This is a genomic window from Acinetobacter sp. DL27 (assembly GCF_055810995.1).
In genome coordinates this window covers 735039-757313 of sequence record NZ_CM147947.1, presented here as the reverse complement: position 1 = coordinate 757313, position 22275 = coordinate 735039, and the positions used below count along the sequence as shown (strand labels likewise).

The window sequence follows — 22275 nt, the reverse complement described above, 5'->3', positions numbered from 1 at the left end:
TTCAGGTTTACCCCAAACAACTATCTCAGCTTCATTTAAATCGAGCCTACAACAGGTTGTATGAAATGAGGAAAAGTTGTGAAAGCCTCATGTCTGGAGCTCTAACTCAATCGGAATACCCAAACATCTAAGCCTTTTTCTTCTGTAGGTCTTTTCTTCCTACTTCGCATTTTTGCGCATTTTTTTTCAAAACTGAATATGGTTTTTCAACACCACAACAAGGAAACTTTTAATAAGGGATTGCATATGAACAAAAATAGACCATTAACCCCAAAACCACTGACACAAGTCCTCACGCTGGTCGCAGCTATTACAGCATCACATGCCGCTTTAGCCGCACCTGAACCCCAAAGTACTCCACCTCAAGCCTTAAACCAGACAGGCTTGGTCTTACCCCAACCCACACCCGCATTTAAAGGGGTGATTAAAGAAACCTTTGAAGGCTCTAAACAAGATTTCCCTCAATCTGTAAAAGCATCTAAAGACGCACCCAATGTGGTGGTGATTTTGTTAGATGACTTAGGCTTTGGGCAAGCTGGCACCTTTGGTGGGCCTGTGCCGACACCTGAAATGGATGAACTTGCAGATGATGGTGTGATTTTCAATCGTTTCCATACCACAGGGATTAGCTCTCCAACACGTGCAGCGCTTTTAACAGGACAAAACCCACATCAAGTTGGAGCGGGAACCATTACTGAACTTTCAACAGGTTATCCGGGATATAACACAATATGGCCCAAAGAAAGTGCCAGTGTCGCTAGAATCCTTAAAGACAATGGTTATGCCACTGCGGCATTTGGTAAATGGCACAACACCCCTGACTGGGAAACATCCCCAGTTGGTCCCTTTGAACGCTGGCCAACAGGTCTCGGTTTCGAATATTTTTATGGCTTTTTTGGTGGTGAATCGAGTCAATGGGAACCACAGCTGATCCGCGGAGTGACACCCGTTGAACCAACTAAACGGCCAGAGCAAGGCTATAACATGAATGTTGACTTGGTCGATGATGCAATTGGTTGGATCAATCGTCAAGGCTCAGTCTCACCAGATAAACCGTATTTTGTCTATATGGCACCCGGTGCTGTCCATGCACCACTGCATGTCAATCAAGAATGGATTGACAAGTTTCAAGGGCAGTTCAATCAAGGTTGGGACAAAGTCCGTGAAGAAACCTTGGCCCGTCAAAAAAAGCTTGGCATTGTCCCTAAAAATACCGATTTAACGCCTCGCCCAGATAGCATTCAAGCTTGGGCTGCGCTGAGTGCAGATGAGAAGCGCTTGTTTGCAAAACATCAAGAAGTCTTTGCAGGCTTCCTCGCACAAACAGATCATGAAATGGGACGTTTGATTAAAGCCATCAAAAAACTTCCCGATGCAGACAATACCCTCATTATTTTTATTGCGGGGGATAATGGTGCCAGTGCCGAAGGGACATTAACCGGCACCTTAAATAACCTAATGACTCAAAATGGTTTTCCAGATACCGTTGAAAATCAATTAAAACATATTGATGAAATTGGCGGCCCAAAACACGAAAACCAATATCCTGTAGGCTGGGCATGGGCTGGCTCATCTCCATTTCAATGGATGAAACGTGTTCCTTCTCACTTCGGGGGAACACGTAATGGCATGATCGTTTCTTGGCCTGCGAAAATTAAAGCCACACATGCTATTCATAACCAATTCCATCATGTTTCCGATATCACCCCAACCATTTTAGAAGCGGCTAATATTCCGCAGCCTAACCTCGTGGATGGTGTAAAGCAAACGCCAATGTCTGGCATTAGCATGACATACAGTTTCAATGATACAAAAGCCAAAGATCAGCGCCATATCCAATACTTTGAAACGGGTGGACATCGCGCCATCTATCAAGACGGCTGGGTTGCATCATCCTTCCATGGCGTACCGTGGAAGCTGAGTGGCTCTAAAGGTTTTAAAGATAGTCAATGGGAGCTATACAATATCAAGCAGGACTTTTCCCAAGCGCATGACCTAGCAGCCAAAGAGCCTCAACGCCTAGCAGAAATGCAGAAGCTGTTCGACCAAGAAGCTGGCAAATATGGCGTATACCCATTAGATGACCGTTTTGTGGAACGTGCCTTTAATCCAGAGCGCCCTTCTTCGATTCGTGGACGAAAGCAATTTACCTATTCAGCAGGCACCACGCGTCTACCTGAAGGCAGTGCACCACCGATGTATCAACGCTCGCATAGCATTAAGGCTGACGTTGTCATTCCTAAAAGCGGTGCCAATGGTGTGATTGTGGCTGAAGGTGGTTCAGGAGGCGGGTTCTCGTTGTATTTGGAAAATGGCATACCTGTGTACGAATACAACTTCTTTGCCCAATCTTATTATCGGATTGCTGCCACCAAAGCGTTAGCGCCGGGTAAACACAGCATCGTTGTAGATTATCAACAGACTCGGCGTGAAGGACGACATGGTATTGGTGGACCCGTGACGATCAGCGTCAATGGCGATACGGTTGCCCAAGGTCAGGTTGAAAAAGTGGTTCCTTATCGCTTCTCCGCAACTGAAACCTTCGATATCGGTATGGACTTAGGCTCAACCGTTTCACCTCGCTACAATGAAAAAGCGCCGTATGCATTCACAGGTCAAATCGATACCGTCACAATCGATTTAAAAGACTAAATAATTTCAAACGCGATGATCTGAGATTGATCAACACCCAAAAATTTGAGACTTCAAAGTCTCTGAAGTTGGAGCAGCGCTGAAATACTTTCTTCGTATTTCAGCGCTATTCTTTAAGGTATTCATCCAATGCCTATTTTGTAGGCTGCTTTTGAGATTCATAATGCCGCACTATGCAGCCTCATCTAGCTACTTACAATAAATCGATTATTTTTTAAACCACAGGACTAGGCCCTAAGTACATCATGTTCTCTTAAACCCAATCCATTTCTGCAAATTTAGCCACGACATCAGCGGATAAAAAGCATCACACAAATAAATACTCTCTATTTATTTACAGCTTTTTTTGTTATTTGGTCGGTGAAATCATGTATTCACGCCGCAATTTGTTTTACACTAAGCCCTATTAAAATTATGTATTTTTTAAATCGCCTCTACTTTTTCTCCTTAAGTACTGATTCGAAAAAACATAATCATGCCTTTGAAAATTCGCGTGGCCAATAACTGTAATGAATCAATCCGTCCATAATGCCATGGAAGATCTTCCACAAATCCGTGTTATGGATGAGTGGCATGACTCCATCCCCGAGGATTTATATATTCCTCCAGCTGCATTTGAAATTCTTTTAGAGCATTTTGAAGGACCACTCGACTTTCTGATTTACCTGATTCAAAAAAACGGCTTCGACTTATTACAGTTAGATATTGCCCCGATTGCAGCGCAATACCTGTCTTATATGGATGCCATGAAGTCGCTTAACATTGAGCTGACAGCGGACTATATGGTGATGGCCGCACTCTTGGCTGATTTAAAGTCACGTTTGCTGTTGCCAAAAGCACCCAATACAATCCAAATTGAAAAAGATCCAAAACAAGAGCTGATTGACCGTTTAGAAACTTATCTCCGTATTAAACAAGCGGCTGAACGCTTGGGGCAAATGCCTATATTAGAGCGAGACACCTTCTCAACCAATGTCAGCTTAGGCCAAACTCTAAACAATAATGACGGTCATGATGTGCAACAGCTGCGTGATGCACTGTTCTGCGTGTTTAACCGACCTGAGCCGATCACCCATCAAATTGCACAAGAACCTGTTTTACTTGAAGAGCGCATGGCTTTTATTGAAAGCAAAGTCGCTTCAGGTGAAGTTTTAGTTTTTGAATCTTTGCTGCGTCCCATCCAAGGTCGTATGGGCATGGTCGTGACGTTTATGGCCATTTTAGAGTTAACACGTCAGCAACGTATTCAAATTGTGAGTTCAGGTGTTGAAGCACCACTTTCGATACAAGGAGTCAAAAAATAATGTTAGAACAAACCGCTCCTTTAACGAATGAAGATAACTTGCATGAAGTGCTGATGCAGTTAGAAGCAATTATTTTTGCCAGTGATGCGCCTGTTTCACTTGCGCGATTGAAAGAATCGTTCCAAAATCAATATAGCAAACAAGATTTACGCCAGTTTTTACAACAACTTGCCATGCTACAACATGGTCGTTCGATTGAACTGATTGAAACTGCTCAAGGTTTTCGTTTTCAGGTTCGAGCAAAATACCGTCAAATTGTTGCACAAACGTGGCCAGAGCGACCAACTCGCCTCTCGCCATCGCTACTCGAAATGTTGGCCGTGGTTGCTTATCATCAACCCGTCACTCGAGCAGATATAGAACAAATTCGAGGAGTCTCAAATAACAGTCAACTGTTACGAGCGTTATTTGATTGGAACTGGATTAAAGAATCTGGTTTTCGTGAACTCCCAGGAAGACCTGCGTTGTTAGTTACGACGCCCCAATTTTTAAATGCATTTGGCCTAAATTCTTTAGGTCAGTTGCCTCCCCTGCAGGATGCCAAGGAAGCTTTTATGGCCCTCGATGCGAATGCACCGAAGTCGTAAATAGGTGAACTGTTGATGATAATTTCTAAGGTTATGCTGTCATGAGTGAAAAGTTGCAAAAGGTACTCGCACGAGTTGGTTTGGGTTCTCGCCGTTATATGGAAGAAGTCATTGCCGCTGGTCGTGTGAGTGTCAACGGCCAAGTTGCCCAAGTAGGCGAACGTATTGAACCAGGTGATGAGCTTCGCATCGATGGTCGTAAAGTATCGTTCCAAATTGAAGATGAAATTCGTCGTCGTGTTCTGATTTACTATAAACCAGAAGGCGAAATTTGTTCACGTAACGACCCTGAGTCACGTCCAACGGTATTTGATCAATTACCTGCAATCGCGAATGATCGCTGGGTGATGGTTGGACGTCTGGATATTAACTCAACAGGTCTACTGTTGTTCACAAATGATGGCGAACTCGCGAATCGCTTGATGCACCCATCAAACGAAGTTGAACGTGAGTATGCTGTACGTGTTATGGGTGAAGTGACGCCTCAAATTAAGAACAACATGCTCAAAGGTGTGGTGTTAGATGATGGCCCAGCGAAGTTTGAGTCATTCTCTGAAATTGGCGGTGAAGGGATTAACCGTTGGTATCAAGTGGTGGTAAAAGAAGGTCGTAACCGCGAAGTACGTCGTATTTTTGAATCGCAAGGTTTAAAAGTCAGCCGTCTACTCCGTACACGTTATGGCACGGTTATTTTACCACGCGAACTACGTACGGGTCGTTGGATGGAATTGGACAAAAACGACATCGATAACTTAACCAAAGCGGTTGAGTTAAAACCACGTCAAGGCACTGGTTTGTACGGCATGGCAAAACGTCGTACTGAACGTATGCAAGAAAAACCAATGGCTGCACGTCGTGGTGGTTTCTTACGTCAACAGCGCCGTGACAATGAAGATGAAGGCCAACAACAAGCGAAGCCAGCTTTCAACCGTGAACGTCGTGAAAATCCAAATGGTCATAGCCAACGTCGTCAGGACAATGCTCAAACAGGTTATGGTCAACGTGAACCACGCCAAAACTCAGGCTACACACAACGTGACAGCCGTCCAGAGAACTTTGGCAACAAAGGCACCTATGGTCAACGCGACGCGCGTGATGAAAATGCGCCACGTAAACCTTTTGGAAATAAAGGCTTTAAGAAGTTTTAATTTTTAAAGTCAAAATTTGAGCCACTTTCGAGTGGCTCTTTTTATATGTGTTAACACTACACAATAAGCCCTCTTTCTGTTCTAGATCAGAAAAAAACTGCAAACTCCTCATAAAAAACGCCCAACCTATTAAGCATTTTTATTATTAAAACAACAGCCCCCCATTCATGCCACACTTTGCGGAATAGCACTAAGTAAACGTTTGGTATATTCGTGCTGTGGCGACTGGTACAAATCATCTGAATTGGCTATTTCCACCAAATCACCATGATTCATCACCATAATTTGATCTGAAATATATTTCACCACTGATAAATCATGTGAAATAAAGATATAACTCAGTCCAAATTCATCCTGTAAGTCTTGCAGCAAATTCAGTACTTGGGCTTGTACCGAAACATCCAATGCTGATACCGACTCATCACAAATCAAAACCTCAGGTTTTAAAGTTAGGCAGCGCGCAATCGCAATACGTTGACGCTGTCCGCCTGAAAACTCATGTGGATAACGATAAAAAGCCTGTGCAGGTAAGCTCACGCGTTCTAACAAGTCCAAAGCCATCTGTTTACGTTCAGCATCATTCGCCCCGATCCCATGTACCTGCATCGGCTCCATTAAAATCTGCCCGACAGTAAAGCGTGGATTAAGTGATGCATAGGGATTTTGAAAAATGATTTGAATCTTGCGTTGATACCGAGCAAACTCTTTTTCTGACATGGCTAAAATATCTTGACCTTCAAACAGCGCTTTTCCTCCTGTCGCTGCCTGTAAACGCATCAGCAATAATCCGATGGTGGTTTTCCCCGAACCAGACTCACCCACCAAGCCCAAAGTCTTGCCTTTTGCCAGTTGGAAACTCACGCCTTTGACCGCTTGAAACTCCTCTTTGCCGAATAATCCTTTACGACTATAAAATGACTTTTTAAGATCACGCACATCTAAAATAACCGCTTCTTGGCCAGTTAAGCCGCGAGATCTTTGTTGAAGTGACTCGACATCGATGGTATGCGTTTCAATATAGTCATCGCCCTTTTGCTGCATGAAATCACTGATCATGGGCAAACGCATGGGACGTTTAGATAGTTGCGGACGGCAGTGCAACAACGCTTTGGTATAGACATCTTGAGGGCGTTCAAGCATATCTTTAACCCAGCCTTGTTCACGAATTTGACCATCTCGCATCACGATTACCTGATCAGCAATTTCCCCGACCAAAGCCAAATCATGGGTAATAAACAACATCGACATTTGATGCTTCTTCCGCAAAGACTCCAGCAAATCTAAAATTTGCTTTTGAATAGTGACATCCAGCGCCGTCGTCGGTTCATCGGCAATCAATAGTTTGGGTTTACACGCAATTGCCATAGCAATCATGACGCGCTGCTGCTGCCCACCCGACAATTGCCCCGGATAAGCATCAATCTTGGTTTCAGGAGATGGAATCCCAACTTCTATCAACAGTTCCAAAGCACGTGCACGCGCCTGCTTACGACTCATGCCCAAATGTAACTGCAAAATTTCTGCAATTTGTGAACCTACCGTAAACACAGGATTTAAGGATGACATCGGTTCCTGAAAAATCATGGCAATATCTTTACCACACTTTTTCCGCATTTCACGGCGTGGTAAATCGAGTAGGTTTTGCCCCTCAAACAAAATTTTACTGTCCGAAGCAATTTGACTGCTTTCAGGAGATAGTAGTCCCATAGTCGCTAGCGATGTGACCGACTTCCCACTGCCTGACTCCCCAACCAAGGCCACTGTGGTATTCACTGGAATACTAAAACTGATGCCTTTGACCGTTTCAATGTACTGCTTTTCTTCATTTTTAAAGCTGACACGCAAGTTTTCCACCTGAAGTAAGGCTGGCGCTGTCATATGATTAAGTTCAGACATTCTCATGCTCCTATTTCAGTTTCGGGTCTAATGCATCTCGCAGTGCATCGGTAAACATTGAAAATGCAGTGACCAGAACCGCCATTGCTACCGAAGCGGCCGCTAACTGCCACCACTTGCCTAAAATCAGTTCACTTTGCGCTTCATTCAACATACTGCCCCATGACACCACACCGACAGGGACACCAAAACCTAAGAAGCTCAAAATCACCTCTGATTTAATAAATGCCACCACTAAAATTGACATTTGAACCAGTGCGATATGACTGACATTGGGAAATATATGCACAAAGATACGTCGGCCATGACTCACCCCAATTGCTTTTGCCGCCAGTACATATTCCCGCGAAGTATGCTTCATATATTCGGCACGAATTAAACGATATACTCCCGTCCACCCCGTTAAACCCAAAATCAAAACAATGGATAAGACACCTTTTTGTTGCAGTACTGCGGCAATCGCTAGCACCAAGAGCAGATAAGGAATCGAAGTGAAAATGTTATAAAACCAGTTCAAGACATCATCGACCCAGCCACCAAAGTAGCCCGAAATTGCACCTAGAACGGTACCAATCACGACAGCAAGAAAAGCTGCGACTAAGCCAACAATAATTGATGTTTCTGCACCTTTAATGGTTTTCAGTAAAATACTTTGTCCCCATTTGTCGGCACCTAAAATCAGGCTTTGCTTGAGTTCCGCTTGCTGATCTAGTAAATGACCATCCAGCGCTTGGTCAATCGCTTTCATATCTTCGGCTAAAGGATCAACAACCCCATAGTAATCAATTGCCCCCCCCACACCCTGTTCAGCAGCAATTTCTGCGTTGAGCTCACGAATGACATCTTTTAAAGGATCAACAGGGTTTTCAGGCACAGCCGCTTCGACTTTTTGTGTTTCACTTTGCGTAGCAGGTATTGCAGCAGCCCCCATAAACGTAGGGGGTGCATAACTCACCGCAACTTCTTTATTCCAGTCTTTTGCAATCAATCCTGTGGATGACAAAATTAACAGCACCAAATAAAACAGTACGATTAGGAGGGAAAACATGGCGATTCGATCGCGTTTTAAACGGCGCATGGCGAGTTGCCATAGTCCTGTAGACGCTGTTGTAGGTTCGGCAGTATCTGGTTTTCTTTTAGTGAGAACACTGAGCATAATTCACCTACTTCAACTGTACACGTGGATCGACCCATTTATAAATCAAATCGGCAATCAAGTTGAAAAACATCGTTGCGAGAGCAACGTACACAGTAATGGCTTTAATCACAGGAAAATCACTACGCTCTACTGCAATAATTACTTCACGACCAATGCCCGGAATACCAAAGAAACGCTCAATCAAAAATGCACCAATCAGCAAAGCAGGTAAACTTGCCATCACGTCTGTAATAATTGGAATCGAGGCATTACGTAGCACATGCACACCTAAAATGCGCCGTTCACCAATCCCTTTGGCACGTGCAGTACGAACATAGTCTTGATTGACTTCATCCAAAACAAAACTACGATACAACCTTAAAGTCGGGGCAATACTGACCACCAACATGATCAGAATAGGCAATAAAGCATACTTAAACAGGTTCTCGCTGAAGCTATCGCTCCAGCCTTGTACTGGAAACCAGCTCAGCTGATAGGCAAAGACATACTGAAAAACAATGACATACACCAAGATACTGATCGACATACCGATGGTACACAGCATCATCACCATACGATCCGTTAAACTGCCGCGCACGGCTGCTACAGCCAAAGCCAAAATAATAGAAATAATGGTTTGTAAGATCGTCAGTGGAATGAGCAAAGTCAGCGAGGGCCCGAGTCGTGTCGTGATGATTTGCGATACTGACTCCCCTGTACTCCAACTTAGCCCATAATCAAATGTCAAAATCTGCTTAATGAAAATCCACAATTGCACATAATAGGGCTGATCGACCCCAAGCTGCTGTCGGATATTTTCAATCTGTTCAGGGTTCGACATTTTCCCCGCCAAAATATAGGCAGGGTCGCCACCGACCCAGTTAAACAAGAAAAAAATCAGCAACACCACCCCAAGCATGGTCGGGATCATTTGCCAAATTCGACGAATAATATATGCCAGCATAAAAATGCCCCTTATTTCACCCGTTGACCGGTAATTTCATCGAAAAAGGCTTTGTTATCAGGCTCACGACCCAAAAAGTCTTTGACCAATGCTTTGGCAGGTTTTTGACCACCTTGGGACAAAATGGTTTGACGATAGTGCTGTCCCACTTCAGGGTTATTTAAGTTATCACCAAAGGCTGAAAGCATGTCCAACGCCATCACTTCTGACCACATATAACCGTAATACCCGACTTGATAACCGCCCATGATGTGACCAAACTGCCCCGGAAACTCGGTGGTTGGAACATAACCCAAGGCCGTTTCGCCTTCCATTTTTTCCCAAACCTTTAAGGGCTGAACCTCTCGTGCATCACTACCATGTAGCGCCATGTCATACTGTGCATACAACGTCTGACGAGCATAATGCAAACCGCGCCCATAACTATGCACGGCATTGAGTTTCGTAATCAATGCATCATCCACGCGTGGACAGTCAGGTTTACAGTAATCTGCCACCTTTGACAAAGTCTCTTTACGTCGTGCCCATTCTTCATACATTTGTGACGGTGCTTCGACAAAGTCTCGCTCAACTGAAGTTCCTGACTGAGACGAAAAGCGTGTGTTGGATAAAATGCCATGCAGTGCATGACCAAACTCATGTACAAAAGTTTCTAGTTCATCGCTATTTAAACCATTGCGGTTAAAGTTAGTGACCAGTGCTGAAATCGGTTTGCGCCCAGTTAAGCTACTGCCGCCATAAACGCCCCACACAGCAGCATGTCCATACTTGCCTTTACGTGGAAATTTATCCATATATAAACCGCCGAGCAGTTGCCCAGTTTTGGCATCGGTCACATCGTAATATTCCACTTCATCTTGCCAAACCTCGACTTTGGCAGGCTTAAAGTTGATGCCATACAGATTTTCAGAAATGGCAAATAGCCAGTCCTGAGAGGCTTGCGTTGGGAAATACTGACGTAGCTGTTCTTGGTCGACCTGATACTTGGCTTTGCGTAATTTTTCACTCCAATATGCTTCGCTCCAACGCTCAATACTGGCTTGCTCAACAGGGATATTTAAACTTTGCGCTTTAAACTCGCGTAGAGTTTGGACTTCCTTCTTCTCTAGGGGTGCCACGGTGGCATGCACCTCTGCCAAGAATTTATTCACAGTTTCAGGGGCTTTCGCCATCCGGCTTTGCAGTACCCATTCGGCATAACTGGACTTACCAAACAGTTGTGCTAACTCATAACGTAAGTCCATGGCTTGCTTCAGCAGCGCCAGATTTTTCTCACCGCCACGTCGGGTAAATGCAATTTGATAACGCTTACGTGCATCATCGTTATCTGCCAACTCCATAAACGGACGATAATCGGGATACTCAAAACCGAGTAGGTAATTACCTTTGTCATTTTTCTTTAAGCCATCGATATAACTTTGTGGTAGGCCTTTTAGCTCATCAGGGCTAAATTCGAGTTTTTCAGGATTATCACGGACATTACGCGCATACTCTTGTTCAATTTTTGCCAGTTCATCAAAAATCACTTTTAAACGTACTTGTTTATCTGCTGAAAGCTGTATCCCTGTTTTTTCAAAACCTTCCAAAATATCTTCACGGAACTTGGCTTCAATCGGATCAGCAATTTTAATTTTCTTAATTTGTTGATATAGCTTTGGATTCTGATAAACATCAGTTTGGAATTGGCTAATTTTAATTTCACAGTCTTCAGCCGCTTTACGCAGTGCTTCATCAGGGTCAACATTGCTATACAGAGCAATCGGGCCATAAAAATCTTCAAATGATGCAAAAATACGATCCCATTCAGCCAATACGGGCGCTGCTGCCGTTTCGTTTTTAAGGGGCTTATTTTCAAACGTTTTAAGTTGCTTTTTCACATCCGCAATTTTGGCATTACACATTGCAGGGATGTCTTTGGCTTGAAAGCTGGGTAATGTTTGGCGCGGTGCTGTTTCCGCCAAAGCCATCTGACTCATCCCTAGGCCCAACATGCACAATGCGGTGAATTTAAAATGTTGCTTTTTCATCATGACTCCAGTTTTGTTTAATTTCTATTTCTTCAAATCAATATCGATATACATCCACTCTGCGGGCAGTATGGGATGCTTTTTAAAACCAATTACACGCGGTTGTGCCAAGATATTGCGGTAACGCGCACCAATCACCTGCACAGGCATATACACCTCTAGCAGACGCGACATTTTGGCGTAGATTGCATCGCGTTCTGGGCTCGGTATCATCTTTTGGGCTTGTTCATATAGACGGTCATATTCAGGAATTTTGGCGCAGCCATTGTTGGTAATTTTGATGTTTTTGCCATAAAACAGCTGCATAAAGTTATCTGCATCTGGGTAGTCTGCAATCCATGCCGATGTCTTAAACATAGTTTTACATTGTTTTTCTAATTTCAAAGCTTCAGCAAAAGGCATCGACTTGGTGGTCATTTTAATTTTGACGCTGTCTAAGGTTTTTTTCCAAAACTCCGCCTGTTGTTGACTGCGTAAATTATTGCCCGAAAGCGTCATCTCAATCACCAAAGGTTTGCCATTCGGCTGAGTACGCCAACCATCCGCAGCTACTTTATAGTGATAACGATCTAACAATAAATTTGCCGCTTTGACTGAATAAGGAATACCGCTTCGATAATTGGGATCGTAGCCCACCACACCACTTGGAATCGGTGCTTGCAGTTTTTGCGCATCACCTTTTTGTAAAATATTGATGTAATTATCGGCTGAAAAAGCCATTGCCATGGCACGGCGTAAGGCAATTTTATCTTTACTTAAGCCGCCGACCACTGGGTTTTGCATATTCCAATAATGATAGTCAATCGAAGGATCGGTGATCCGTGACAGCTGTACGCCTTTTTTAACCAATTCCGGTTTTAACTTTCCATCTTGCAAGGCTTGAACCGTCAGCTCACCATCTAATGCAAACAAATCCACTTCATCTTTAATAAAGGACAACCATCGCGACTGGCCTTCTTCCATCACCTGAATATCAATCACGCCAATTTGCGGCATCTTTTTGCCTTGCATGGCTTTGACGATTTTTTGGTCCTCAGACGTACTGGCTTTAAAGTTCCAAACAAAACTTCGGAAATTAGGATTGGCCTTTAAAATAATCCGCGAACCTGGCGTCCAACGGCTGAGCATATACGGCCCCGTTCCTATTGGATGCCCCATCACAAAACCCGCTTTGTCACGATATTTTTCGATGACTTCCCGTGCAACCGCGCCTGCAGGCTGATGCGCAAGCAGCATTGGAAAGTTCTGATCTGGGCTGGTCAGGCGAATAACCAAGGTATAACGGTCTGGTGTTTGCAAGCCCGCGACAGATTGGTCGTAATTGAATTTTCCTGTTTTCTGCGCCTGTTTCAGCAAAGCCTCCATCCCTAAGATTCGCCCATCAAGCAGCCAACTGTTGGGTGAACGCAAGCTCGGATCCATTAAGCGTTTAAAGGTATATACATAATCAGCTGAGGTCAGCTCACGCTTTTTACCTTTAAACACTGGGTCAGCAGCAAAATAAATCCCCTTTTGCAGACGAATGGTATAGGTCAATCCATCCGCGCTCACCTCGGGTAAAGCCACAGCTGTTCGTGGTATCAATTTCGCAGGTGAGGCCAAATAATCATAGGTAAACAACGTTTCAAAAATCGAACCGTTGACATGCGCCGAGTACAAGTCATGCACGCCCGCAGGGTCAAAGCCTGTTTCAGCCACAGGAAAAACATAACGTAAAACTTTTTTCGGGTCGGCAGGGCTTTGTGCAAAACTGGAAACTGAACTACTCAGCAGAATACTGCCTACCCAAATCCCCAACCCCCATCGTTTCAATTTCTGATTTAGATCTTTCATTATTTTCTACATCTCAATTATTTTTTTATGGGCTGAATATCCAAATACTGCCAATTGGTGTTCATCATCGGATGTGCTTTAAAACCCTGAACTTGTGGATGCAACAACCAATTTCGAATTCGACTGTTATGAATAATCCATGGATTATCAGCTTCAATTTGACGACTGAGTTTTTCATAAAATGGCAAACGCTGAGGTGGTCGGAGTGCCATTGCTTGTGTATAAAGTGCATCATAGGCTTTGGACTGGTAGCAACTGAGATTGCCCTGCGCCGAATTAGGCCCATACAGCAGTTGGGCAAAGTTTTCCCCTTCAGGATAGTCCGCAATCCAAGCCCCGCCCCAAATCATATATTTACATTGCATCGCTGCTTTTAAATTGTCAGCAAAGTTACTCACCACAAAGTCGGCACGCAGACCAATCGCATCTAAATTTTTCTTCCATAGTTCAGACTGAATCACGGAACTGGAACTATTTTCAGTCATAAATTTAAGCGTTAGAGGCTGACCATTCGGTAGTCGGCGGTAGCCATCTATACCCTTTTTATAACCGAAACGATCCAGTAATTTATTCGCCAAGAGTGGGTTATAGGCCACACTACTCCGGTAGTTGGGAATAAAGCCTTGTACCCCCTCAGGCACTAACATCTCCGACTTCACCGCCTGCCCTTTATACAGTTGTTTAATGGCTTCTGCTTGGTTGTAAGCCAGACTAATCGCACGTCTTAATGCAACTTTTTCAAGCCCAAAACCACCCACTGTAGGGTCTTGCATATTAAACATGGTATAGGTGATTTCAGCGTCTTTATTGGGAAAATGTTGAATACCCTGCTTGACCAGTTCAGGTTTGAGTTGTTTGCCATTTAAAGCCTGTGGTACCGCATTGGAAGTCAGCTTGTCAAAGTCGAGTTGCCCCGATTTGAACGCGAGCCAGCGAGACTGTTCTTCTTCAATAATACTGACGCTGACTTTGCCGATTTGCGGCATTTTTTTGCCTTGCATCTCCTTGACCAGACGGTTGTCCCAACTTGAACCTGTAGATTTAAAGTTCCATGTAAAACCACGATATTTCGGGTTGGCCACCAGTTCAATACGACTCCGCGGTACATATTTACTCAGTTGGTAAGGCCCTGTTCCCACTGGATGCTGCGCGATTCGGTCCCCATAAAACTCCACCACTTCCCGCGCTGTTCCACTAAATGTGGCGTAAGCCAAGATATACGGAAAATTATAGTCAGGACGAGTTAATGTGATTTGTAGTGTGTATTTATCGAGGGCTTTTAAACCCGGAATCGCGGCATCGTAATTAAACTGGCCTGTTTTCTTGGCTTGAGCAACAGCAGCATCGCCACCGACAATTTTGCCTTCAATAAATGAATAGGTCGGTGAGCGGTTTTTCGGATCCATAATCCGCATCATGGAATAAATATAATCCTGCGCGACCAACTCCCGCGGCTTGCCTTTGAAGGCCGCGTCATCGCTAAAATAAATATTGGGCTGAATTTTAAAGATATAGACTTTGCCCTCTTGTTCTATTTTTGGCATCGCCACTGCTGTATTTGGAACCAATTGAGCGGGACGCGCCAAATAATCATATTTTAAAAGCGGTTCAAAAATGGCTTGGGCAATACTACCACTATAAAAATTATAGGTTTTAACCGTATCAAAACCATCATCAGGCGCTTCATAAGCGATATTTAATACTTTGTTTGGATCTGCAGGCGACTTTGCATAGGCAGAAAAGCCAAAACCCATCGCAAGGGATAAAGCAGCAAGCTTCAGTTTTTTTGAATTCAAGTTCATACCTATACACATCTTTTTTTAAGCAAGGTGATCTCATGCCATCCATGTTCAATGTCAGTGTTTTATTTTTCAGACAACACTGACAAAAACTTAAAACATAAACCCATGTTTTATAAATTAAATTTTAAGTATCAAAATTTAAAAAACGGTCATGGGCAAATATTCACCTCAGCAACAAAGCGAATATCATGCCACGCCTATTTTTTCTAATTCCTTAGGATGTTGTACCATAAGTCGAAAAATGTTCCATCCAATTTATACGACTAAGCTTCAGATATAACTTAGGTAAAACATCGATTTCTTTTTGATGAGTGGCCGTAGACAGTAATTTACACCTGCTCTTTATTCACTTTAGACATTATAAATGTGATGCGCCGTGCAGCTCCCCCTCTTGTATTGCGCCCACTATCTTTTTACTTCTTTGATGTCATTTGAATTATTTTTCTAGTCGGTATTCATAAAAACGTTTTCGTTACCGCAAAATCTTCATATTACTTTGAGCGAAGTTCGGCTTGAAACTTTCCAAAATTTAGCAACAACTCATCCTCCAAGTGCAGCATGATCATGCGCACTTTGAAAGAGGATGTCTCATTCTTTTTTACATTTAAGCAATACAAATAAAAAAGATTACTTCAATACAGGAATATCGATCCACAATGCTTGCGGAAAATGTGTCGCCAAATATGCTTTTAAATAGGTTGCTGTATCTTTAGAAATAAGTTCATCTTGAGATTCATCATTTAAGTTATAGGCTAAAGCGTAAAGCTCTAAACCACGGTTTTTCAGTGCTTCTAAACTTAAAATGGTATGGTTAATACTGCCCAAACGCCCCGAACTCACCAAAATTACAGGCAGTTGCTTGGCTGCAATGTAGTCAATACTGAGCAAATCTGTGGTTAAAGGCACCATCAAACCACCCGCACCTTCTAACAACACCACCTCATATTTTTCAGCCAGCTGCTGAGTAGCACACTCGATTTTTGCAAAATCAATCTCACGACCATCAATTTTAGTCGCCAAATGTGGCGATGCAGGATAACTAAAAATTTCAGGCATGGTCAGCTTACTGTCATCTTCTGGAAACCAGCCCATACCCATAATTTTACGATGCTGTTCAATGTCTTCAGAAACATCAACATTGCCCGTTTGTACTAGCTTTTGGGTAATGGTTTTTTGGCCTTGTTCATTCCAAAGCTTGGCTAAGTAGCCCGTGGTATAGGTTTTCCCAATGCCTGTATCGATTCCACTGATAAAGTAAACTGATCCAGTCATGGCATTCTCCGTGCAATACAATAAATAGGGTGATAACTCAGGCGATAATGAATCTGTCCTAATGTATCGAGTTGTGAAAATTGTTGATAATCTTGATAAAAGCATTCGAGCGAGTGCTTGGTCCAACGAAAGCTCGATGCAGTTGCCGTGACACCAGTGGCTTTTAAATGTTGCAGTACCTGTTTCGGTGTCGCAAAGTCTAAGTACTCAATCTGTTCAGACAAATGCAGAACTTCAAAGCCTTGGTTTTGCAATTTTTCCCGTAGTTGATCGAGGTTGACATAATCTAAACCTTGCCCCGTTAAGGTCTTAATCTCTTGTAAATTCCGCTCCCCAAAAGTGGAAAAACAAAACAGCCCTTGTGGAAGCAGACTGTCATTCGCTTTCTGAAAAACAGCATCAAGATTCGTCATCCACTGCAGTGCAGAGGTCGATACTATCAGTTCTAAATGAGCTGGAAAAACAAGCTGTTCAATATCGCCCAATAACCAGTCTATATTCGAATAACCCTGAAAGTGCTGCTGCACCTCGGCATACAAGTCATTCAGTAGATAGTGCTGAATTTGGAAATCCTTCAGCAAAAGATGGCTTAAATTGCCTGAACCACAACCAATTTCAAACACCCGCTCAAATTGCGTTTTAACGGCATAACCTTGGATTAAATTAAAAAGCTGGCGTACAATTTGCTTTTGAACAACCGCATGCTCACTGTAGCTTTTTCCTGCCTGAGCAAAGCGCAATGCGACTTGTGCTTTATCAATCTCTAAATTCTTCACGACTCACTCACAACAACTGAATCAACTGATCTAAATCAGTATGGCGAACTTGAGCGGTCAAGGAAATACGTAGTCTAGAACTATGCTGCGGCACAGTCGGTGGTCGTACAGGCATAATATAAAAACCCGATTGTTGCAAAGCTTTTGCCTTCTCTACAGTTTTGCTTGAATCCCCGATGATCACAGGGACAATTTGTGAAGTTGAAGGACAAGCAAAACCTTTGGTCTGAACTGCTTGCTGTAGACGCTGACTGATACTGTGTAAATGCTGACGTGCATTATTTAACTGCAAGACTTGTTGCAAGATAAAGTTGCTCCACGCCATGCAGATCGGCGGTTGTGCCGTACTAAAAATCAATGGGCGCATAGTATTGATCAGATAGTCTCGAATCACAGGGTGACAAATCAGATAGCCACCGATTGAAGCCATAGCCTTACCCAAAGCGCCAACCAAAAAGTCGATCTCATCAATCACTTGGTATTGCTCAGCACAGCCCAAGCCTTGCTCACCACGCACACCGATGCCATGTGCTTCGTCGACATAGAGCATGACTTTTTCAAACTGTTTTTTGATGCGGACCAATTCAGCCAAATCGGTTTCATCACCATCCATACTAAAAATGGACTCGGTCACCACAATGATCCGCTCAAAAGCATCATCGGTATGATACTTTTGCAAAAGTTGGGTTAAATGCGCCAAGTCATTATGGCGATAACGTACCAACTTCGCTGTCGATAAACGAATACCATCAATCATGCTGGCATGGATTAATTTATCAGCCAGAATTAGGGTTTTACTGTCCGCTAACGCAGGTAAAATACCAATATTCATGTGATAGCCGCTGTTGAATACCAAAGCCGCTCGACCATGAAAAGCTTGACTCAGACTGCTCTCAAACTGTTCATATTCAGGAAAATTACCCGTCAATAAACGTGAAGAAGCTGAACTCATCCAGCGCTGTGTATTCGGTGTTTCATCGAAAAACTGTTCACGTAATTCGATATTTGCAGCCAATCCTAGATAGTCATTCGATGCCAAATTCAACATCTCATGATCATGGATTCGAATCATCCGCCCTTGCTGCACATTGGACGTAAACTGGCGCAAATTGCCTTGCTGTTTAAGTACATCCAGTTGTGCTGCAAAATGTTCTACATGCTTCATACAACAGGCTCCTGCATCTGCGCTACCACTTCAACCAGTTGCTCAAGCAAGGTCTTCAGTTCCTGTGTGGTAATCACATAAGGAGGCATCACATAAACCAGTTTTCCAAATGGTCGCACCCAAATACCACGGCGGACAAACTCCTGTTGTAAGGTCTTCATATCCACATTAAACGTCAGTTCAACCACACCGATGGCCCCCAGTACACGAACGTCATGGACATATTCAAGTGACTGCAACGGGGTCAAAGCAGTACGAAGTTGTGTTTCGATGCGTTGAATATTGCTTTGCCAATCTTGTGAAATGAGGAGTTCTGTACTTTTCGCCGCCACCGCACACGCCAAGGGATTGGCCATAAACGTTGGGCCGTGCATAAATACGCCCGCTTCGCCTCGACTGATGGTTTCAGCAATATGCTTTGTGGTTAAGGTTGCAGACAAGGTCATATAACCGCCTGTTAAACCTTTACCCATACACATAATGTCAGGTTCGACCTGTGCATGCTCCCAAGCAAAGAGTTTCCCCGTACGCCCAAAACCCGTCGCAATTTCATCAAAGATCAGTAAAACACCGTATTTTTCACAGAGCAATTTGGCCTGTCGTAAGTACTCAGGATGATAAAAACGCATCCCTCCTGCACCCTGAACAATCGGCTCAATAATCAGCGCGGCGATACTTTCATGCTGTGCAGCTAAGGTGTTTTCAAGCTCACGAATGTCCTTCTGATCCCATGCTGCATCAAAGGCAACTTGCGGTGCAGGAACAAAAATACGATTGGGTAAACTTGAGCCAAAGATTTGATGCATGCCTGTGACAGGGTCACAGACCGACATCGCATTCCATGTATCACCATGGTAGCCCGAACGCGGGGTGACAAAATTGGTTTTGTCTTGTTTTCCAAGCGAAGTCCAATACTGAACTGCCATTTTTAATGCCACTTCAACCGCAACAGAACCCGAGTCTGCATAGAAAATTTTATCTAAACTTGGCGGGGTGATTTGCAATAGTAATTTGCCCAGTTGAATGGCGGGATCATGGCTAAAACCACCAAACATAATATGCGACATGTTTTGCAATTGATCTGTCACGGCCTGATTCAGTTCAGGGTGGTTATAACCGTGTATGGTGCACCACCACGAAGACATTCCATCAATCAGCTGACGCCCATCTTCTAGTTCAATGGTTGAACCAAAGGCTTTTTTGACTTTAAAGGTGGGGAGCGGATTGGTCATCGAGGTATAAGGATGCCAAATATGTTCCCGATCAAATGCTAAGTCATCCAACTCACCATCCAATTTGGCATTGATCTCAGTCATCCTTAACTCCATATCGACTACAGTTACAGCAAAATTTCAATTTGACTGATCTTAAACCTGCGCGCATCAAAAAGAAATTGCGATATTCGCCACTCAGCGAATTGTTTAATCCATTTTTTGTAAATATTGGCAGATTTTGTCAGTTACTTCATCGGCATGAAAAACTGGAAGCCCATGTGAACCACTTAAAAGCATCGCATCTAAAAAATTTGCACCTAAAGCTTTTAAATTATCCAAGACTTTGTAGCTAACTAAAAAATCTTGTTTGGCCAATAGATGGAGTTGATGTCCCGTATAATTTTGTAAGATTTCAACCGTATTTAAATGCTCTAAACAATTGAGTCCCTGTTTTAACAGATCTAAAGATTGAGGCTGAATCAAACTTTGCAACTGTAAAAAATCTTGCTTGGTGGTTGTCGTTCCTTGACACACCATAAATCCAAATTTCTTTAAGGTTGCAATCGCATCTGCTTCGAAGGATTGTTTAAAGCTTTTAAATATCGCTGGACTCATCGCGGTTGCCCAGTTTTCATGCGCCACAAAACACGGATTTGAAGCCAGAGTGATTAACACTTTTTGCTGTTGATACTGCTGTTCAACAGCATCGACCAATAAAGTCGCCAGTTGCCCCCCCAAAGACCAACCGATAATGACATCAAAATCTTTGGCTTGTTCAGCATGTTGCTGCAACGCCTGTGTATCCAATCCATTAAAAATATTGATCAGCTCAACCGAATGGCCTTTATGCTGCAAAGCATGAGCCAAAGGTTGTAGTAACTTGGTCCCACCACCCCAGCCCGTGATGAGTAAAATACGTTGATTCAATGCAGACTCTAAAACTGTAAATTTCAAACAGTATAAAACCTCAGACTCCGTTGCAAAGCAAGCCCTTTGAATGAACAGTAAATTTAAATAATTCAGATTTAGACACCAGAATCTCAGCACTTTAGTGCCTTAAAATTTGCTAAGATCAATGAAATACATTTCTGGACAGCCTACACAATGAAAATAATGCAAATGGCAACGATTAGCTTAATTTCGCTAGGTAGTTTCTGTGCCATCAGTAGCGCCACTTATGCAGCACCGGCTTTTTCAAGCGCTTCATCAGACCAAAAACAATGGGTCGGCAAGCCCGCACCGAGTTTTAAGTTACAAGATCAAAATGCCAAATGGCATGAGCTCAAACAATATCAAGGCAAATGGGTGGTGTTATATTTTTATCCGAAGGATGACTCACCAGGTTGCACCCAAGAAGCCAATCAGTTCAAAGCACTCTACCCACAATTTAGCAAAAATAATGCGGTGGTCTTAGGTGTAAGTCTGGATGACGTACAGTCACATCAAAAATTTTCTAAAAAGTTGGGGCTGAATTTCCCTATTTTGGCTGATCACAATCATCAACTGGCAAATCAGCTCGGCATCGTACGGAACTTGGGCATCGCAAAAATTGCCAAACGTGAAACCTTTCTGATTGACCCACAAGGTACAGTGGTCTATCACTACAGCAGTGTGAATACCCAAACCCATGCGGGACAAGTATTGGCAGATATTCAAAAATTCTCTAAAAAATAACCCATACAAAAAAGCCTTCGGACATTGATTCGAAGGCTTTTTTGATTACTCAGTATGTAAATGCAAAAGCCACCTTTAGATAAAACTGGTAGCTGGCATCTCTTACATTTGAGACTGAATATAGTTTTGCAGACCAATCAATTCAATTAAACGTAATTGTTTTTCTAACCAATAGGTGTGGTCTTCTTCAGTATCTGACATTTGCTGACGTAACATGTCACGGGTAATGTAATCGCCCTTTTCTTCACACAATTTTACGCCTTGCGCCAATTTTTCACGTACATGATATTCAAGCTTTAAATCAGCTTTTAAGCATGAAACGACATCTTCACCAATTTCAACGTCATCACGTTGCATATTTGGTGTACCTTCCAAAAACAAAACACGGCGAATAATTGCATCCGCATGTTGTGCTTCTTCTTGCATTTCATGATCGATACGTTCAAAGATTTTGCTCAAACCCCAATCTTCATACATACGTGAATGAATGAGATATTGATCGCGTGCAGCCAATTCTCCACCGATCAACATATTTAAGTAGTCTACGACTTCAGGATTGCCACGCATTTCAAAATCTCCATTCTCTAATGCAACTATTATGGACACATTTAATTCACTTTGCAAAAGATAAATTATGTAAGTTTATGATTTTTATAAAATTAAAATGAGAAACATACGCATTTGCAGTATGAATCATCAAAATAATAGTTATAAAAGAAGCCTTTGCAAAACTTCATCCTTTTTGCAAAGGCTTTTTAGGCTTGAACCGCCCTGTGCTTCATTTTGTAACCATTAAAAATGCTTCTTATTTCAACCTTGGAAC

Annotated in this window: 17 protein-coding genes; 5 read left to right on the top strand and 12 right to left on the bottom strand. The window is 43.0% G+C overall.

Features of this window, described 5'->3' with window-relative positions; genetic code table 11:
- Positions 1 to 246 precede the first annotated feature (246 nt).
- From AC0KVP_RS03655 to rluB, 4 genes are all read left to right on the top strand, one after another.
- Positions 247 to 2652, top strand: coding sequence for a sulfatase-like hydrolase/transferase (locus AC0KVP_RS03655; RefSeq protein WP_473339060.1), 2406 nt, complete (start codon positions 247 to 249; stop codon positions 2650 to 2652).
- Positions 2653 to 3161: 509 nt separating this feature from the next.
- Positions 3162 to 3956, top strand: coding sequence for a segregation and condensation protein A (locus AC0KVP_RS03650; RefSeq protein WP_473339058.1), 795 nt, complete (start codon positions 3162 to 3164; stop codon positions 3954 to 3956).
- Positions 3956 to 4543 (top strand): SMC-Scp complex subunit ScpB, encoded by a 588-nt coding sequence (gene scpB, locus AC0KVP_RS03645; protein ID WP_473339056.1) that lies wholly within the window; start codon positions 3956 to 3958, stop codon positions 4541 to 4543. Before AC0KVP_RS03650 ends, scpB begins: the two co-directional genes overlap by 1 nt.
- A 41-nt stretch (positions 4544 to 4584) precedes the next feature.
- Positions 4585 to 5691, top strand: coding sequence for a 23S rRNA pseudouridine(2605) synthase RluB (rluB, locus tag AC0KVP_RS03640; RefSeq protein WP_201706686.1), 1107 nt, complete (start codon positions 4585 to 4587; stop codon positions 5689 to 5691).
- Positions 5692 to 5856: 165 nt separating this feature from the next.
- On the opposite strand, the gene AC0KVP_RS03635 is transcribed toward rluB, so the two are convergent.
- The 11 genes from AC0KVP_RS03635 to AC0KVP_RS03585 all read right to left on the bottom strand — a co-directional run bounded on the left by AC0KVP_RS03635 (position 5857) and on the right by AC0KVP_RS03585 (position 20732).
- Entirely contained in the window at positions 5857 to 7587 is a 1731-nt protein-coding gene (locus AC0KVP_RS03635; protein WP_473339054.1) for an ABC transporter ATP-binding protein, read from the bottom strand.
- A gap of 10 nt (positions 7588 to 7597) precedes the next feature.
- Positions 7598 to 8743: an ABC transporter permease gene (locus tag AC0KVP_RS03630; protein ID WP_473339052.1), complete on the bottom strand. Its 1146-nt coding sequence runs from the start codon at positions 8741 to 8743 to the stop codon at positions 7598 to 7600.
- A gap of 7 nt (positions 8744 to 8750) precedes the next feature.
- Positions 8751 to 9689 (bottom strand): ABC transporter permease, encoded by a 939-nt coding sequence (locus tag AC0KVP_RS03625; RefSeq protein WP_473339050.1) that lies wholly within the window; start codon positions 9687 to 9689, stop codon positions 8751 to 8753.
- A gap of 11 nt (positions 9690 to 9700) precedes the next feature.
- Positions 9701 to 11716 (bottom strand): M3 family metallopeptidase, encoded by a 2016-nt coding sequence (locus AC0KVP_RS03620; protein ID WP_473340406.1) that lies wholly within the window; start codon positions 11714 to 11716, stop codon positions 9701 to 9703.
- 24 nt (positions 11717 to 11740) lie between these two features.
- Positions 11741 to 13549: an ABC transporter substrate-binding protein gene (locus AC0KVP_RS03615; RefSeq protein WP_473339048.1), complete on the bottom strand. Its 1809-nt coding sequence runs from the start codon at positions 13547 to 13549 to the stop codon at positions 11741 to 11743.
- 17 nt (positions 13550 to 13566) lie between these two features.
- On the bottom strand, positions 13567 to 15351 hold the full coding sequence (locus AC0KVP_RS03610) for an ABC transporter substrate-binding protein (RefSeq protein ID WP_473339046.1): 1785 nt from the start codon (positions 15349 to 15351) through the stop codon (positions 13567 to 13569).
- A gap of 627 nt (positions 15352 to 15978) precedes the next feature.
- Entirely contained in the window at positions 15979 to 16623 is a 645-nt protein-coding gene (bioD, locus tag AC0KVP_RS03605) for a dethiobiotin synthase (protein ID WP_473339043.1), read from the bottom strand.
- Positions 16620 to 17399 (bottom strand): malonyl-ACP O-methyltransferase BioC, encoded by a 780-nt coding sequence (gene bioC / locus AC0KVP_RS03600; protein WP_473339042.1) that lies wholly within the window; start codon positions 17397 to 17399, stop codon positions 16620 to 16622. Before bioC ends, bioD begins: the two co-directional genes overlap by 4 nt.
- A 7-nt stretch (positions 17400 to 17406) precedes the next feature.
- Positions 17407 to 18564 carry an 8-amino-7-oxononanoate synthase gene (locus AC0KVP_RS03595; protein ID WP_473339039.1) on the bottom strand — a complete coding sequence of 386 codons (1158 nt, stop codon included), beginning with the start codon at positions 18562 to 18564 and terminating at the stop codon, positions 17407 to 17409.
- Positions 18561 to 19880: an adenosylmethionine--8-amino-7-oxononanoate transaminase gene (gene bioA, locus AC0KVP_RS03590; protein WP_473339036.1), complete on the bottom strand. Its 1320-nt coding sequence runs from the start codon at positions 19878 to 19880 to the stop codon at positions 18561 to 18563. Before bioA ends, AC0KVP_RS03595 begins: the two co-directional genes overlap by 4 nt.
- A 105-nt stretch (positions 19881 to 19985) precedes the next feature.
- Complete coding sequence (locus AC0KVP_RS03585) at positions 19986 to 20732, bottom strand: alpha/beta hydrolase family protein (protein ID WP_473339035.1); 747 nt, start codon at positions 20730 to 20732, stop codon at positions 19986 to 19988.
- A 150-nt stretch (positions 20733 to 20882) separates the two neighbouring features.
- On the opposite strand from AC0KVP_RS03585, the gene AC0KVP_RS03580 reads away from it, so the two are divergent.
- On the top strand, positions 20883 to 21452 hold the full coding sequence (locus AC0KVP_RS03580; protein WP_279669728.1) for a peroxiredoxin: 570 nt from the start codon (positions 20883 to 20885) through the stop codon (positions 21450 to 21452).
- Between the two features lie 102 nt (positions 21453 to 21554).
- Here AC0KVP_RS03580 and ftn read toward each other — a convergent pair whose 3' ends face one another.
- Positions 21555 to 22019 (bottom strand): heteropolymeric bacterioferritin subunit Ftn, encoded by a 465-nt coding sequence (ftn, locus tag AC0KVP_RS03575; protein ID WP_004695301.1) that lies wholly within the window; start codon positions 22017 to 22019, stop codon positions 21555 to 21557.
- Positions 22020 to 22275 lie beyond the last annotated feature (256 nt).